We start from the raw sequence: 16,570 nt of genomic DNA, 5'->3' as shown, positions 1-16,570 counted from the left end.
CGAAGGGCAGGCCGCGCATCCCGGGAGGAACTTCTGTGCCGTTTATCAGGCGAGACGGGCGCGCGCGCCGTCGGACAATTCCCTGAGTAGGATGGCGCAGGACGTCGCGCCCGCATCCAGCACACCGCGGGAACGTTCGCCCAGCCGGCTGGCGCGGCCGATCTTCGCCACGAGATCGATCGTCGAATCACGGCCTCTTTCGGCGGCGGCGACGAGATCTTCCAGCGCAGCGCCGAACGATTTGCCCTCGGCCGTTGCCGCGTCGAAGGCTTCGACCGCGGGCACGAGCGTGTCGAGCAGCGTCTTGTCACCCACCTTGGCCGAGCCGATGGACTGGATACCGGCGAGGCCGGCATGCAGCATCTTGCTGTAGGTGGCTGCGTCGATCTTCTCCACGCTTTCGATCGTCTCGGCGAATTCCGTGAACATGACGCCATAGAGCGGGCCCATCGAGCCGCCGATCTCCGTCATCAGCACCGTGCCGAGCGTATCCAGTGAACTGGAAAGCGAGGCGTCCGTGCCCTTCAGGCGCTCGGCCGCCATGCCGAAGCCCTTGGCCATGTTCACACCGTGGTCGCCATCGCCGATCTTGCCGTCGATTTCACTGAGATAGGCGCGGTTCTCGATGATCCGTTCGGCCATCGACAATACGATGGGGCCCGAAGAAGCGTTATCGAAAGTCTGCATGGGCGTTCTCCGTTACAGGATGATCGTGCAACGCGTCTCGACATCGAGCAGCGTCTTCAGTTCATCGTCGAGCGCCATTACGGTCAGCGTCGCGCCGACCATTTCCAGCGAGGTGAAATGGTTGCCGATCCAGGTCTTGCGGATCTTCAGCCCGCGGGCTGTAATCTCGCTCTCGATCGTGTCGTTGAGGATGTAGAGCTCGTTCAGCGGCGTGGCGCCAAGGCCAGAGACCAGCACGGCCACCTCGGTGCCCGCCGGCAGATTGTGATCGTCGAGCACGATCTTCACCATGTCCTTGGCGACCTCTTCAGCCGTCTTCAGCTTTTCGACGCGCACACCCGGTTCGCCGTGGTGTCCGATCCCGACCTCCATCGTGCCTGGCTCGATCTGGAAATTCGGATGGCCGACGGCGGGCAGGGTGCAGGGACCGAGGCCGACGCCGATCGAACGGCAATTGTCGATGGCCTTCTGCGCGGTGGCGCGGACCTCTTCGAGGCTAGCGCCGGTCGCGGCCTTTGCGCCGCCCATCTTCCACATGAAGATCTCGCCCGCCACACCGCGGCGCTTCTCGCGCTCTTCCGGCGGGGCCGAGCAGACGTCATCGTTGGCAACGACGGTCGCGACCTCGATGCCGTCCTTGGCGGCGAGCTTCATCGCCATCTTCACGTTCATGTTGTCGCCGGCATAGTTGCCGTAGAGCACGACGACACCCTTGCCCGCATTGGCTTCGCGGATGGCGTCATGGAAGCTCTTGGCGGTCGGCGAGGAGAAGAGTTCACCGACGGCAACGGCATCCAGCATGTTCTTGCCGGTATAGCCTATGAAGGCCGGCTCGTGGCCGGAACCGCCGCCCGTGACAACGCCGACCTTGCCGGCAACGGGAGCATCCCTGGCCACCACGACGCGCGGGTTTTTGGCGAGGCGAACGATGTCGGAATGGGCTTTTACAAAACCCTTGACGGTATCCTCGACCACCAGATCCGGATCATTGATGAAACGCTGCATGACAAATCCTCTTACAGAATGGTGTAGCCGCCGTCGATCAGGAGATCGGCGCCATTGATCATGTCGGCGCCGGGCGAGGCCAGGAACACGGCGGCGGCGGCAATCTCCTCGGGGAAGGCGAAACGGCCGTTCGGGATACGCTTCTTGGCGTTCTCGCCCTTCTCGCCGGCCCAGGCCTGCTTGCCGAGTTCGGTCAGGACGATGGTGGGAGAAATCGTGTTGACGGTGATGCCGTGCTTGCCCCATTCGGCCGCGAAGGTCTTGGACATGCCGATGACGCCGAACTTGGAGGCGCAATAGGCGACATGCTCCTCGATGGCGACCGTCCCTGCCTGCGAGGCGAGGTTGACGATCTTGCCACCCTTGCCGGCGGCGATCATGGCGCGGCCGACAGCCTGCGTGATCAGGAAGGAGCCCTTTAGATTGATGTCGATCGTCCGGTCCCACTGGGCAAGCGTCAGGTCTTCGGCGGGCGCGAGCGCCACGATGCCTGCACTGTTGACCGCGATGTCGATGCCGCCGAAGGCAGCGACCACGTCGGAAACGGCCTTCTCGACGGAGGCGGGGTTGGACACGTCGCAAACGAAGGCTTTCGCCACGCCGCCCAGCTCTTCCGCCTTTTTCTTCGCGACGTCGGCATTGATGTCGAGCACGGCGACCTTCGCGCCCTTGGCGGCGAAGGCAGAGGCGATGGCGGAGCCGATGCCGGAAGCGCCGCCGGTGACAAGTGCGACCTTGCCGTCGAGCGGGAAGTTGAGATCGATCCTGGGAGGTGTGTCGGTCATCGGTTCAGCCTTCGATAGATTTGGAGGGCGGGGCGGCGACCAGGCCGCCCCGCAGATCAATTTACTTGCGCATTTCCAGGAGCTTGTCGACGTTATCCGCCGTGACCGGCGTCCACGGAACATTGTATTCCTTGTCCTTGCCGTCGTTGAACGACATGTACGGATACTGTGCCCAGATATCGGATTCCGGCTTGTAGTCACCCTTCTTGGCGTGGAAGATGGCGAGGTCGAGCGCGCCCTGTGCCTGCGCGCGGGCGTCCTGGAGGATCGAGGTCATCGTGCCTTCCTTGACGGCCGTCAGTGCGTCGGTGATGCCGTCGATACCGGCAATCGCGAAGTCGTCCGTCTTGAGGCCAGCCGACTTGATCGCCTCGATTGCGCCGAGCGCCATCTCGTCGTTCTGGCCGATGACGCCGTTGATCTGGCCGGAATGCGAGGTTAGCCAGTTTTCCATCAGTGTCTGGGCTTCGGCGCGCGACCAGTTGGCGGTCTGCTGCTCAAGCACCTTCACATCCGGGCACTCGGCAAGGGCCTTCTTGTTGCCTTCCAGGCGCGAGATCTGCGCCGACTGGCCGATCGGGCCTTCAAGGATCACGACATTGCCCTTGCAGCCGATCTTGTCGAGCACGGCCTTGGCTTCCATGTAGCCCGAGATCGTGTCGTCGGAGCCGACATAGGAGGCGAGAAGATCGGAGTTCACGCGGGTGTTGGAGCCGACCACCGGAATGCCGGCATCATGCGCGGCCTGGACGGCGGTGGCGCCGGCCTCGATGTCGATGGGCACGAAGATGATGGCGTTGAACTTCTGCGTGATCATCGTGTTGAACTGTTCCTGCTGGACCAGTGCGTCGTAGCGGCCGTCGAAGACAGTCAGTTCGACTTCGCCGCTCTTGACAGCCGGGTGCTGTTCGAGCGCTGCCGACCAGATCTGCATGAATTCAGCATTGAGGCCGTAGGGCGCCGCGCCGATCTTCAGCTTCTCCTGAGCCATGGCGGACGACGCGAGCAGCACCGTCGCCGAGGCGAGTGCGATCATCAGTTTCTTCATGTCATTCTCCTCCTTTGAGAATTGCGGCCGCCCTCCGGCGTGCCGTTCTGTCCACGGGCACCGGGCCCGGTTCCTTGGGGCTAAAGGCCCTGATTTCGCTTCTGGTCGAGCATGACGGCGCCGACGATGAGGGCGCCCTTGAGGACCTGCTGGTAGTAGGACTGGATACCCATCAGATCGAGGCCGTTGTTCATGACGCCGATGATGAGGGCACCGATCAGCGTGCCCGTCACCCGGCCGACGCCGCCCGAAAGGCTGGTACCGCCGATGACGACGGCCGCGATAGCGTCGAGCTCGTAGGCGATGCCGGCCTGCGGCAGGGCCGAGCCCGTTCGCGCCGACAGGATCATGCCGGCAACACCCGACAGCGCGCCCGAGATGACATAGACCATGAAGCGGATGCGGCTGACATTGAGGCCCGAGGTCTTGGCCGCATGCGGATTGCCGCCGACGGCGTAGATGTAGCGGCCGAAGCGCGTGCGGGTCAGCACCCACCAGGAAATGCCGAAGACCAGCGCGAGCAGGATGACCGGCATGGGAATGCCGAGGATGTTGCCCGTGCCGATCCAGCGGAACTCGGCGCTCAATCCCGGCACCGGCCGGCCGCCGCCATAGATCAGCGTGGCGCCGCGTGCGGCGGAGAGCATACCGAGCGTCGCCACGAAGGCGGGAACGGAGAAGCGCGAGACGATGAGGCCGACCACCGCGCCGCAGGCGACGCCGACGAGGATACCGGCCGCCAGCGCCAGGACCATCGGGTAGGGCGCTCCGGCGATGCCGGCGGTGGCCGAGCTTGTGACGAAGCTGGCGCTGACCATGCCCGCCAGCGCCACGACGGAGCCGACCGACAGGTCGATGCCGCGTGTCAGGATGACGAAGGTCATGCCGATGGCCAGGATGCCGTTGATCGATGTCTGGAGCAGCACGTTGGAAATGTTGCCGGGCGTCAGGAAGAACTCGTTCGAGACGGAGAGAATGGCCACCAGCAGCAGGAAGGCGAGGAAAATGCCGTATTCCTGCACGATCAGCCTGCGGCGATCGGAGTTCAGCCAGTTTCCGGCGGACTTGTTTTCGATGCTGGACACGGTCTTACCTCTTGTCACGCGGTTCTTGTTGAGGCCCTTCGGCACGTCTCAGGTCGACAGGTGCACGAGCGTCTGGGCGTCGGTTTCCTGCCTGTTACGGATGCCGGCGGACCGGCCCGCGCGCATCACGAGGATGCGGTCGGACATGCCCAGGATTTCGTCGATTTCGGAGGAGATCATCACGACCGTGCCGCCGGCGGCGGCGAAGTCGCAGATGATGCGATAGATTTCACGCTTGGCACCGACATCCACGCCGCGAGTCGGCTCGTCGAGCAGTAGCACGCGCGGTTGGCGAAGGAACCACTTGCCGAGCACGACCTTCTGCTGGTTGCCGCCAGACAGGCCTGAGACAGGCATGGTGTCGCGCGCCGCCTTGATGGCGAAGCGGTCGATCATGTCGGCGCTGGCCGCCTGTTCCTGGCTCCTGCGCATCACGAAGGCGGGACTCATCTCCGGCAGGCTGGCAAGGCAGATATTGTTGCGCACGCTGTCCGAAAGATTGAGGCCCGTGATCTTGCGATCCTCCGTCACGAAGGCGATGCCTTCGGCCATCGCGTCGGATGGCTGGCGAATGGTGACGGACTTGCCCTCGATGCGGATATCGCCCGCCGAAGGATTGTCCATGCCGAACAGGCAGTTGAAGATTTCCGTGCGCCCGGAGCCCATGAGGCCGTAGATGCCGAAAATCTCGCCCTTGCGTGCCGTAAACGAGATGTCTTCGATCTTGCCCGGTGCCGACAGGCCAGACACTTCCAGGCCGGAAATATCGGTTGGCATGTTGGTCTTGATATATTCCTCGCCGAGTTCGCGGCCGACGATCATGCGAATGAGACCGGGCCGGTCGATATCGGCAAGCTTGCCTGCGCCGACGAAACCGCCATCGCGGAAGACGGTGTAGCTGTCGGCAATCTGAAAGATTTCCGAGAGGCGGTGCGAGACGTAGACGATGCCCTTGCCTTCGGCTTTCAGGCGTTCGATGGCGGAAAAGAGATGCTGGGCCTCTTTCTCGCCGATGGCCGATGTCGGTTCGTCCATGAAGATGACATCCGCCTCGTGGCTCAACGCCTTCGCGATCTCGACCAGCTGCATCTGCGCCACCGACAGGTTCATCATGTATTGCGTGGCGGGGATGCTGAATTCCAGGCGGTCGAGCAGCGCCTGCGCATTGCGGTTCATCGTCTTGAAGTCGATGCCGCCGAAGCGGGCGGAGGGCTCACGGCCGAGATAGATGTTTTCGGCTACGGTCATGTGCGGGACCGGGCTCAATTCCTGTTCGATGATGGCGATACCCGAGCGCAACGCTTCGGCGGGGCTGCCAAATTCCACCGGATTCCCGCGATGCAGGATCGTGCCGCCGTCGCGCTTGTGGATGCCCATGAGAATGGAGAGGAAGGTCGACTTGCCGGCGCCGTTGCCGCCGCACAATGCATGGACCGAACCGGCTTCCAGTTCGAACTGGCCGTCACGAAGCGCGGCAACACCGCCAAAGGACTTTTTCAGTCCCTCCACTTTCAGAAGTGGCTGCATCCATTCCTCCCGGCATTTCGGACGATGCTCTCCCATCGATTTTTACAAAATAAGGCCGGTGGTCGACAAATGTCAACGAAGCTTTTGACAAATTTCTAACAGAAGCTGTCATTTGTAAGATTTGCGACGGAAGTGCGCGTGAAAAGCCTCGGAAAAGCGGACGAACCCGCCGCTGAGTTAGCGGCGGGTTCGGGACGTGAGGGCTGTGGATTGATGGGCGGCGTCAGACCGTGAGGTGCTGGCGCGCCTCTTTCGTATCAAGCGTTTCGGCGGCGCCCTCGTGCACGATCTCACCGCGATCCATGATGTAGACGTGGTCGGCGAGTTCGCGGCAGAAATCGAGGTATTGCTCAACCAGCAGGATGGCCATGCCGGTGGAATCGCGCAGGTAGCGGATCGCCCGGCCGATATCCTTGATGATCGAAGGCTGGATGCCCTCGGTCGGTTCATCGAGAACAAGGATTTTCGGCCGTGTCACAAGGGCCCGGCCGATCGCAAGCTGCTGCTGCTGGCCGCCCGAGAGATCGCCGCCGCGCCGACCGAGCATGGTGTGCAGCACGGGGAAAAGGCTGAAGATTTCGTTGGGAACGAAGCGCTCTGAGCGCTTCAGCGGCGCATAGCCGGATTCGAGATTTTCCTTCACCGTCAGCAGCGGAAAAATTTCCCGGCCCTGCGGTACATAGCCGATGCCTTGCTTGGCGCGGTTGTAAGGCGCCATGCCGTCCAGCTTGACGTCGTTGAACCCGATGGAGCCGCCCGAAAGCGGATGCTGGCCTGTAATGGCGCGCAACAGGCTCGATTTTCCCACACCGTTGCGGCCGAGCACGCAGGTGATCTTGCCCATCTCCGCGGTCAGCGAGACCCCGCGCAGCGCCTGCGCCGCGCCATAGTGCAGATTGGCCTTTTCGACGGTCAGCATGGCCTCATCTCCCCAGATAGTTCTCGATCACCTTAGGATCGGCGCTGACGAAATCGATCGAGCCTTCCGCCAGGACAGAGCCTTCGGCTAGGCACGTTACCTTTACGCCAAGATCCCGGATGAAGCCCATGTCGTGCTCGACCACGACCACCGAGCGGGTCTTGGCGATTTCCTTCAGAAGGAGCGCCGTTTCCGTCGTTTCCGCATCTGTCATGCCCGCAACGGGCTCGTCGACCAGAAGCAGTTCGGGCTCCTGCGCCAGCAGCAAGCCGATCTCCAGCCATTGCTTCTGGCCGTGGCTGAGATTGGCGGCGTAGTCGTCCTTGCGGTTGGTGAGACGCACGGTGGAAAGGATCTCTTCGATGCGTGCCTTGTCCTCGGCGGTCAGGCGATAGAACAGCGTAGAGAAGACGCCGCGCTTGCGGTTGAGCGCCAGTTCCAGATTGTCCCAGACCGTATGGCTTTCGAACACCGTCGGCTTCTGGAACTTGCGGCCGATGCCGAGCTGGGCGATCTCCGCCTCGTCCTTCTGGGTGAGATCGACCGTGCCCTTGAAGAAAACCTCGCCCTCGTCTGGGCGCGTCTTGCCGGTGATGATGTCCATCATCGTCGTCTTGCCCGCGCCGTTCGGGCCGATGATGGCGCGCAGTTCGCCGGGCTCGATGACAAAAGAGAGCGAATTGAGCGCCTTGAAGCCATCGAAGGAAACGGAGACGCCGTCGAGATAGAGGATGCTGGTGGGCTCGGCATTACTTGCGAGCGTGTTCATAGCCGTCACTCCGCCGCCTGGGGTTCTGCTGCAAGGGCTCGTGCCGCCTCGGCCTGCCGGGCCTTGCGGTAGTCCCGCCGGCGCTCGACGACCTGCCGGGCGGTGCCGACGATGCCCTTGGGCAGGAACAGCGTGACGAGAACGAACAGGCCCCCGAGCGCGAAGAGCCAGAATTCCGGGAAGGCGGCGGTGAAGATGCTCTTTCCGCCGTTGACGAGGATCGCACCGACGATCGGGCCGATCAGCGTGCCGCGCCCCCCGACCGCCGTCCAGATGACGACCTCGATGGAATTTGCCGGCTCGAACTCGCCCGGATTGATGATGCCGACCTGCGGAACATAGAGGGCGCCGGCGACACCTGCCATCATGGCCGAGACCGTGAAGGCGAAAAGCTTCATGTGCTCCACACGGTAGCCGAGGAAGCGGGTCCGGCTTTCGGCATCGCGCACACCAATAAGGACCTTGCCGTACTTCGAGCGCACGATGCCGGACGTGATGACCAGCGAGAGGGCGAGAGCGATGGCCGAGGCCGCGAAGAGCGCCGAGCGCGTACCGTTCGACTGGATGCTGTAGCCGAGGATATCCTTGAAGTCCGTGAGGCCGTTATTGCCGCCGAAGCCCATGTCGTTGCGGAAGAAGGCAAGCAGGAGGGCAAACGTCATCGCCTGCGTGATGATGGAGAGATAGACGCCGTTGACGCGAGAGCGGAAGGCGAACCAGCCGAAGACAAAGGCGAGCAGGCCCGGAACAAGAACCGCCATCAGCGCCGCAAACCAGAACATGTCGAAGCCATGCCAGAACCACGGAAGTTCCTTCCAGTTGAGGAAGACCATGAAATCCGGTAGCAACGGGTTGCCGTAGGAGCCGCGCGCGCCGATCTGGCGCATCAGATACATGCCTATGGCATAGCCGCCGAGCGCGAAGAAGGCGGCGTGGCCCAGCGAAAGGATGCCGCAGAAGCCCCAGACGAGATCGAGCGCCAGCGCCAGAAGCGCATAAGTCAGGTATTTGCCGAACAGCGAGACGATATAGGTGGGGATGTGGAGCGGATGGTCCGGCGCCGTCATGAGGTTGAGGGCGGGAACAAGGGCCGCGATCACCAGCAGCAGTGCCGTGACCCAGACGATATTGCGGTCTAGCGCCTTGAGGATAAATGAGGTGATCATGCTTCCACCGCCCTTCCCTTGAGTGCGAAGAGCCCGCGCGGCCGCTTCTGGATGAAGAGGATGATCAGCACGAGCACGAGGATCTTGCCGAGCACCGCGCCCGCATAGGGCTCAAGGAACTTGTTGAGGATGCCGAGTGTGAAGGCGCCGACGAGCGTTCCCCACAGGTTACCCACGCCGCCGAAAACCACGACCATGAAACTGTCGATGATGTAGCCCTGTCCGAGATTGGGCGAGACATTGTCGATCTGGCTGAGCGCAACCCCGGCAATCCCGGCGATGCCGGACCCGAGCGCGAAGGTGAGCGCATCCACCCACGGCGTCTTGATGCCCATGGAGGACGCCATGCGGCGGTTCTGGGTGACGGCGCGCATCTGCAGCCCCATTGGCGTCTTTTTGAGCAGGAACAGCAGAAAGGCGAAGACCGCGAGGGAGAAGACGATGATCCACATTCGGTTCCAGGTGATCGTCATGCCGCCGAGATCGAACGCCCCGGACATCCAGGATGGGTTGCCGACTTCCTGGTTGGTCGGCCCGAAGATCGAGCGCACGGCCTGCTGGAGGATGAGCGACACGCCCCAGGTGGCGAGAAGGGTTTCGAGTGGCCGACCGTAGAGAAAGCGGATGATGCCGCGCTCGATGGCGAGGCCAACCACGCCGGTGACGAGAAAGGCGAGCGGCAGCGCAATCGCCAGCGACCAGTCGAACAGGCCGGGGAAGGACGTGCGGATGATCTGCTGGACCACGAAAGTGGTGTAGGCGCCGAGCATCACCATCTCGCCATGCGCCATGTTAATGATGCCCATCACGCCGAAGGTGATGGCAAGGCCGATGGCAGCCAGCAGCAGAACGGAGCCGAGCGACAGGCCGTACCAGATGTTCTGTCCGGCGGCCCAAAGCGCCTGCCGGTCCTCGATCTGTTTAATGCCGGCCTCGATATCGGGCCGGAGGCTCTCATCGGCGGTGGCAAGAGCCGACGATAGCAGCGAAAGCGAGTCACGGCCGCCGGTCTCGACCACCGTCGCGACCGCCGCCTTCTTCTCGTCGACCGGCCGGTCCGAAACCAGTACGGACGCCGCACGGGCCTTTTCGAGCACGGCCCGAACGGCGCCATCGGTCTCGGCAGCGATGGCGGCATCGAGGCCATCGAGTGCGTCGGCCGAAGGGGTGCGCAGGATCGTGTTTGCCGCCTGAAGACGCACGCCTGTCTCGGGGCTCATCAGCGTCAGGCCGCCGAGCGCGGCGCGAATGGTACGGCGCAGGCCGTTGTTGACCTTGATTTTCTCCAGCGCTGCCTTGGCCTCTTCGCCGGCCGTGTCACCCGTCAAAGCGTCGATCAGCATGAAATTGGAACCGGCCGGCTTGACGATGAAGACGGTGCCATCGGTCTTGCGCTGGTAGAGATCGCCCTCCGAGAGCGCTTCCAGAGCCGGGACGATCTTCGGATCGCCGGTCTTCGCCAGTGCTTCCACCTGCTTCTGGCTCTGCTGAAAATTGCCGCCGCCGAGCGCATTGACCATGGCGCGCAGGTCGTCGGCCGCCCTCAGATCGGTCGCAAGCATCGTCACCATCACGCAGAATGCGACGAGCAGGCATTGCAGGAATCGGTGGATGAGCCGCGCGTGCATGTCACGTCCTCAAGCAGTCAGACTGAAAGGGTTACGTCCCGGCGGCCCCACGCCGGGATGCAGGGTGGGGCCGCCGCGAAGAGAGACGCAGCGGCCGTGACCAGACGGATCAGGAGCCCTTGCCGCCGCACTTGCCGGTGGCGACGTTGAAGTTGCCGCATTCCATGGGCTTGCGCCAATCGGCGATCAGGTCCTTGGAATCAGGCAGGAAGTCCGACCACTCGTCGCCGACGACGAGGCCGGGCGTTTCCCAGACGGTCTCGAACTGGCCGTCGGTCTGGATTTCGCCGATCAGCACCGGCTTGGTGATGTGGTGGTTCGGCATCATGGTGGAATAGCCGCCCGAAAGGTTCGGCACGGAAACGCCGATCATCGCGTCGAGCACGGCGTCCGTATCGGTGGTGCCGGCCTTTTCGACGGCCTTCAGCCACATGTTGAAGCCGATATAATGGGCTTCCATCGGGTCGTTGGTGACGCGCTTGTCGTTCTTCGTGAAGGCCTGCCACGTCTTGATGAACTCGGCATTCGCCGGGTTGTCGACGGACTGGAAGTAGTTCCAGGCGGCGAGGTGGCCGACGAGCGGGCCGGTGTCGAGGCCGGCAAGTTCTTCCTCACCCACGGAGAAGGCGACGACAGGGATATCCTCCGCCTTGACGCCCTGGTTGCCGAGTTCCTTGTAGAAGGGAACGTTGGCGTCGCCGTTGATGGTCGAGACCACGGCGGTCTTCTTTCCTGCCGAGCCGAACTTCTTGATGTCGGAGACGATCGTCTGCCAGTCGGAATGACCGAAGGGCGTGTAATTGATCATGATGTCCTCGGCGGCGACGCCCTTGGACTTCAGATAGGCTTCGAGGATCTTGTTGGTCGTGCGCGGATAGACATAGTCGGTGCCGGCAAGCACCCAGCGCTCGACGCCTTCGTTCGCCATCAGGTAGTCGACGGCGGGAATGGCCTGCTGGTTCGGTGCCGCACCCGTGTAGAACACGTTGCGCTGGCTTTCCTCGCCTTCGTACTGGACGGGGTAGAAGAGGATCGAGTTCAACTCTTCGAACACCGGAAGCACGGACTTGCGCGACACCGACGTCCAGCACCCGAAGACGGCCGAAACCTTGTCGACCGAGACCAGCTCACGGGCCTTTTCAGCGAAAAGCGGCCAGTCGGAAGCCGGGTCGACCACGACGGCTTCGAGCTTCTTGCCCAGAAGGCCGCCCTTCTTGTTCTGCTCTTCGATGAGCATCAGCATGGCATCCTTGAGCGTCGTCTCGGAAATCGCCATGGTGCCGGAAAGCGAATGCAGGATACCGACCTTGATGGTGTCGTCGGCAGCGAATGCGCCGTGGAAGGCTGTCGTGGAAAGAATGGCTGCAAGCAATGCGCCGGTGGCGCGCCTCTTGATGGACATGGTCTGAACCCCTCTGTTCGTTTGACCGCAACGGGGCGGATTGGTTGTTTTTGGCCGTTGCTGCGGGGACTATCCGACAGGCATGCTGCGCTGCACATACGTCATATTGCGTAGAAGGCAGGGGTAAGCGGGAAGCTTTTGCGGCGGCGCACCAATTCCGAGGGCGGCGCTTCTGTGTTAGGAACAGTCACAGACGGCCGGCAAACGGCCCAGGGAACAGCAGGACACGATGGCCGCACGCCAGCGCATCATACCGATCCGCCGCGAATACAATCGCTGGGTCGCCAACCAGACGCTGGAAGACTACGCTCTGCGTTTCACCGCAAAGAGTGCGCGCCGGTTTTCGTCCGACCGCATCTCCCAGACCGCCATCGGCGCGATTTCCTTCCTGGCGCTGGAGGCAATCGGCGGTGCGATCACAATGTCCTACGGCACCACCAACGCCATCGTGGCGATCCTCGTCGCCAGCCTGATGATCCTCGTGGTCGGCCTGCCGATCAGCCGCTACGCCATCCGCCACGGCGTCGATATCGATCTTCTGACGCGCGGTGCGAGCTTCGGCTATATCGGCTCCACCTTGACCTCGCTGATCTATGCGAGCTTCACCTTCATCCTGTTTGCCATCGAAGCGTCGATCATGTCCGGCGCGCTCGAGCTCGCGCTCGGCCTGCCGCTGTGGATCGGCTACATCATATCGTCTATCGTGGTGATACCGCTTGTCACCCACGGCGTGCAGCTCATATCGCGCTTCCAGCTCGTCACCCAGCCGTTCTGGATCGTGCTCAACGTCCTGCCCTTCGTGTTCATCGCTTTTGCGGACTGGCAGAAGGTGGGCGAATGGCTTGCCTATTCGGGCCTGCATCATCCCTCCGGACCGCCTGGAACCTATGCGCCCTTCAACCTCGTGGAGTTCGGCGCGGCCTCGGCCGTGATCTTCGCGCTGATGGCGCAGATCGGCGAGCAGGTCGATTTCCTGCGCTTCCTGCCGCCGGACGGGCAGCGCAAGCTGCATCACCGCATCGCCGTCTTCCTTGCCGGTTCCGGCTGGGTCATCGTCGGCGCGCCAAAACTCATCGCGGGCTCCTTCCTCGTCGTGCTGGCGCTGTCATCGGGCGTGCCTTCCACCCGGGCGGCCGATCCTGCACAGATGTACTACACGGCCTTCGGCTACATGCTGCCGTGGGACATGGCGGCGCTCCTGCTGATGGTCGCCTTCGTGGTGGTGTCGCAGCTCAAGATCAACGTGATGAACGCCTATGCCGGGTCGCTCGCCTGGTCGAACTTCTTCTCGCGCCTCACCCACAGCCATCCCGGCCGCGTTGTCTGGCTGGTCTTCAACGTCGCGATCGCTCTGCTCCTGATGGAGCTCGGCATCTACCGGCTGCTGGAGGAAACGCTAGGCGTGTTCTCCATCATTGCCATGGCGTGGCTTTGCACCATTTCGGCGGACCTCTTCCTCAACAAGCCGCTTGGACTGTCGCCGCCCGGAATCGAGTTCAAGCGGGCGCATCTTTACGACATCAATCCTGTCGGCCTCGGCGCCATGACGCTGTCGGCGGTGATCGCGCTGACCGCCCATTTCGGCACGTTCGGCGAGATCGCGGCCTCGCTCGCGCCCTATATCGCCGCCATCGTCGCCTTCATTGCCTCGCCGCTGATTGCCTGGGCGACGGGTGGAAAATATTACCTCGCCCGCAAGCCGCGCCGAAGCTGGGCGCTTGAACAGTCCATTACCTGCTCGATCTGCGAACATCCCTTCGAGCCCGAGGACATGGCCTGGTGCCCGGCCTATGCGGCGCCGATCTGTTCGCTCTGTTGCTCGCTCGACAGCCGCTGCCACGACCTGTGCAAGCCGAAGGCACGGTTCAATGCGCAGATCGCCGGTGTGGCGAAAACCATATTGCCCGCGACGGCGGTGCGGGCTCTCGGCACGAGGCTCGGCCGCTACGGCATCGCCGCCGTTCTTTCCATCGCGGGCATGGGCGTCATCCTCGCCATGATCGCCCATCAGGTCGGGACCCACTCCCCGGAAACGGCGGCAGTGGTGGAGCGCACCATCGCCGTCGTCTTCTTCGTCTTCGCGGTGGTCGCGGGAGTTGTCTGCTGGTTCTACGTGCTTGCCCATGACAGCCGGGTGGTGGCGGAGGAGGAGTCCTCCCGACAGACCACGCTTCTTCTCAAGGAAATCGCAGCACACAAGAAGACGGACGCCGCCCTCCAGCAGGCGAAGGAGGCGGCCGAGTCGGCCAATCGCGCCAAGAGCCGCTATGTCGTGGGCCTGAGCCACGAGCTGCGCACGCCGCTCAATGCCGTGCTCGGCTATGCCCAGGTGCTGGAACGCGACGAAAGCATCCCGCCGCAGCGCCAGAACGCCATCCGCGTCATCAAGCGCAGCGCCGATCACCTTTCCGGCCTTATCGACGGGCTGCTCGATATTTCCAAGATCGAGGCCGGCAAGCTGCAGGTCTATTCCAACGAGATCCATCTGCCCGATTTTCTCGACCAGATCGTCGAGATGTTCCGACCGCAGGCGCAGGCCAAGGGTGTGGCCTTCGAACACACGCGCCCGCCGAACCTTCCGCGCTATGTGCGCACGGATGACAAGCGGCTGCGCCAGATCCTCGTCAACCTTGTTTCCAATGCGCTGAAGTTTACCGATCGGGGCGCAATCCGCCTCGATGTCGCCTATCGCAGCCAGGTCGCGACCTTCACCGTCAGCGACAGCGGCCAGGGCATTCAGGAAAAGGACCTGTCGCGCATCTTCGAGCCGTTCCAGCGCGGCGGCGCCGAGCACGGCCGCATGCCCGGCCTTGGTCTCGGCCTCACCATCACGCGCCTTCTGACCCAGACGCTCGGCGGGGAAATCTCCGTCACCAGTGAATGGGGCAAGGGCACGGAGTTCCGTGTTCGCCTCATGCTGTCGGCCGTCGATCGCCCGGCGGCTGCGAAGGATGCCGTGCAGCGCATCAAGGGCTACCGGGGCTCACGCCGCACCATTGTCGTCGTGGACGACAATGCCGACCACCGCAATCTCATGGAAGAGGTGCTGCGCCCGCTCGATTTCACAGTGCTCACCGCAAAGAGCGGCGAGGAATGCCTGTCGCTCGTCGAGGGGCTGAAGCCCGATCTGTTCCTCGTTGATATCTCCATGCCCGGCATGAACGGCTGGGAGCTGGTCGAGCGCCTGCGCGCGCAGGCCCAGTCCGCTCCTGTCATCATGCTTTCCGCCAATATCGGTGATGGTTCGACTGCCCATTCCGGCCACAACGACATGCTGGCAAAACCCTTCAATCTGCGGGAGCTCACCGACAAGCTCGCCCTCCAGATGGGCCTCGACTGGATCTATCACGACGATGCGGCGTCGGACGATCGCTCGAAAACCAGCATCGTCATTCCGGAGGAAGACCATGTGCGCGAGCTGATCCGCCTTGGCGAGATCGGCTATATCAGAGGCATCGAAGCCAAGCTCGCCGAAATCGCCGGCGTGCCGGAACATCAGCCCTTTGCGGAAGCCGTACGCGCCTATGTTCAGGTTTTCGACCTCGCCGGCTATGATGCCTTCCTGAAAACCATGGATCGGAAAGACGCCGCTGCCCGTGACTGAGACAGCCATCCCCCGCGACATCGTCCTTCTCGTCGACGATTCCCCCGAGGCCCTGGGCTTCCTGACGGAAGCGCTGGAGCAATCCGGCTTCTCCGTGCTGATCGCTACATCCGGCGCCTCGGCACTCAACATCGTCAGCCGCATCACCCCCAACATCATCCTGCTCGACGCCGTGATGCCTGGCATGGATGGCTTCGAGACCTGCCTGAAGCTGAAGGCCGACCCCGCCATCAGCCCCGTTCCCGTCGTCTTCATGACCGGCCTGACGGAGACCGAGCATGTGGTGCGGGCGCTGGAATCGGGCGGCGTCGATTACCTGACCAAGCCGATCAATATCGACGAGCTGCGGGCGCGCATCCGCGTGCATCTCACCAATGCCCGCTCCGCCCAGAGCGCGCGCGTGGCGCTTGATGCCGCAGGGCGACACCTCCTGGCAGTCAGCAGCGAGGGCAAGATCCGCTGGTCGACACCGCAGGCGACCCGGCTGGTCAATGCCGCGACGGGCAGCGACGAGGGGCTCGACGTCGTCTCAGACCATATCCGCAACTGGATGAAGATGCGCGGCACGAACCGCGAAACCACTTTCGTCATCCGCCAGCCGGGGCAGGCGAGCCTGCAACTATCTTTCCTCGGCAGGATCGATGCGGATGAGTTCCTCTTTCGCCTGACGGCAGAAAGCCGTCTGTCCGATGATGAGATCCTGCGCCAGCACTTCTCGCTGACGCACCGCGAATCCGAAGTCCTGTTGTGGATCGCGAAGGGCAAGTCGAACCGCGACATCGCCGAAATCCTGGGCCTCAGCGCCCGCACGGTCACCAAGCACCTGGAGCAGATTTACGTGAAGCTCGGCGTCGAAAACCGTGCTTCCGCCGCCGTGAAGGCCGCGAACGTTTTGCACGAAATTTAGCATCGGCGCTGGTGACGCTCGGCGTTTGCAGAGACGCC

Annotated in this window: 13 protein-coding genes; 2 read left to right on the top strand and 11 right to left on the bottom strand. The window is 62.9% G+C overall.

The annotated features are described in order from the left end of the window. Positions 1 to 45: 45 nt before the first annotated feature. From dhaL to urtA, 11 genes are all read right to left on the bottom strand, one after another. Positions 46 to 687 (bottom strand): dihydroxyacetone kinase subunit DhaL, encoded by a 642-nt coding sequence (dhaL, locus tag MKI86_RS19100; protein WP_241604265.1) that lies wholly within the window; start codon positions 685 to 687, stop codon positions 46 to 48. Positions 688 to 699: 12 nt separating this feature from the next. Beyond that, the gene (locus MKI86_RS19095; protein ID WP_241604262.1) at positions 700 to 1,692 is read right to left on the bottom strand and encodes a dihydroxyacetone kinase subunit DhaK; all 993 of its coding nucleotides are present in this window, start codon (positions 1,690 to 1,692) and stop codon (positions 700 to 702) included. 11 nt (positions 1,693 to 1,703) lie between these two features. Continuing rightward, positions 1,704 to 2,477: an SDR family oxidoreductase gene (locus tag MKI86_RS19090; RefSeq protein ID WP_241604259.1), complete on the bottom strand. Its 774-nt coding sequence runs from the start codon at positions 2,475 to 2,477 to the stop codon at positions 1,704 to 1,706. A 61-nt stretch (positions 2,478 to 2,538) separates the two neighbouring features. Then, positions 2,539 to 3,525 carry a substrate-binding domain-containing protein gene (locus MKI86_RS19085; protein WP_241604256.1) on the bottom strand — a complete coding sequence of 329 codons (987 nt, stop codon included), beginning with the start codon at positions 3,523 to 3,525 and terminating at the stop codon, positions 2,539 to 2,541. 80 nt (positions 3,526 to 3,605) lie between these two features. Further along, entirely contained in the window at positions 3,606 to 4,610 is a 1,005-nt protein-coding gene (locus MKI86_RS19080) for an ABC transporter permease (RefSeq protein ID WP_241604253.1), read from the bottom strand. Positions 4,611 to 4,658: 48 nt separating this feature from the next. After that, positions 4,659 to 6,137 (bottom strand): sugar ABC transporter ATP-binding protein, encoded by a 1,479-nt coding sequence (locus MKI86_RS19075; RefSeq protein WP_241604251.1) that lies wholly within the window; start codon positions 6,135 to 6,137, stop codon positions 4,659 to 4,661. 223 nt (positions 6,138 to 6,360) lie between these two features. After that, on the bottom strand, positions 6,361 to 7,056 hold the full coding sequence (urtE, locus tag MKI86_RS19070) for an urea ABC transporter ATP-binding subunit UrtE (protein ID WP_241604247.1): 696 nt from the start codon (positions 7,054 to 7,056) through the stop codon (positions 6,361 to 6,363). 4 nt (positions 7,057 to 7,060) lie between these two features. Continuing rightward, positions 7,061 to 7,825, bottom strand: coding sequence for an urea ABC transporter ATP-binding protein UrtD (gene urtD, locus MKI86_RS19065; RefSeq protein ID WP_241604244.1), 765 nt, complete (start codon positions 7,823 to 7,825; stop codon positions 7,061 to 7,063). Positions 7,826 to 7,830: 5 nt separating this feature from the next. Further along, complete coding sequence (urtC, locus tag MKI86_RS19060; RefSeq protein ID WP_241604241.1) at positions 7,831 to 8,991, bottom strand: urea ABC transporter permease subunit UrtC; 1,161 nt, start codon at positions 8,989 to 8,991, stop codon at positions 7,831 to 7,833. Further along, positions 8,988 to 10,619 carry an urea ABC transporter permease subunit UrtB gene (gene urtB, locus MKI86_RS19055; protein ID WP_241604237.1) on the bottom strand — a complete coding sequence of 544 codons (1,632 nt, stop codon included), beginning with the start codon at positions 10,617 to 10,619 and terminating at the stop codon, positions 8,988 to 8,990. The genes urtC and urtB overlap by 4 nt, the downstream gene beginning before the upstream one ends. Before the next feature lie 109 nt (positions 10,620 to 10,728). Continuing rightward, positions 10,729 to 12,021: an urea ABC transporter substrate-binding protein gene (gene urtA / locus MKI86_RS19050; protein ID WP_241604234.1), complete on the bottom strand. Its 1,293-nt coding sequence runs from the start codon at positions 12,019 to 12,021 to the stop codon at positions 10,729 to 10,731. Positions 12,022 to 12,250: 229 nt separating this feature from the next. On the opposite strand from urtA, the gene MKI86_RS19045 reads away from it, so the two are divergent. Then, positions 12,251 to 15,625 (top strand): hybrid sensor histidine kinase/response regulator, encoded by a 3,375-nt coding sequence (locus MKI86_RS19045; RefSeq protein WP_241604231.1) that lies wholly within the window; start codon positions 12,251 to 12,253, stop codon positions 15,623 to 15,625. Beyond that, the gene (locus MKI86_RS19040; protein WP_241604227.1) at positions 15,618 to 16,532 is read left to right on the top strand and encodes a response regulator; all 915 of its coding nucleotides are present in this window, start codon (positions 15,618 to 15,620) and stop codon (positions 16,530 to 16,532) included. Before MKI86_RS19045 ends, MKI86_RS19040 begins: the two co-directional genes overlap by 8 nt. The last annotated feature ends 38 nt before the right edge of the window (positions 16,533 to 16,570 follow it).

Source organism: Shinella sedimenti (genome assembly GCF_022601905.1).
Taxonomy (GTDB): Bacteria; Pseudomonadota; Alphaproteobacteria; order Rhizobiales; family Rhizobiaceae; genus Shinella; species Shinella sedimenti.
This window is presented reverse-complemented; position numbering and strand designations above follow the sequence as displayed.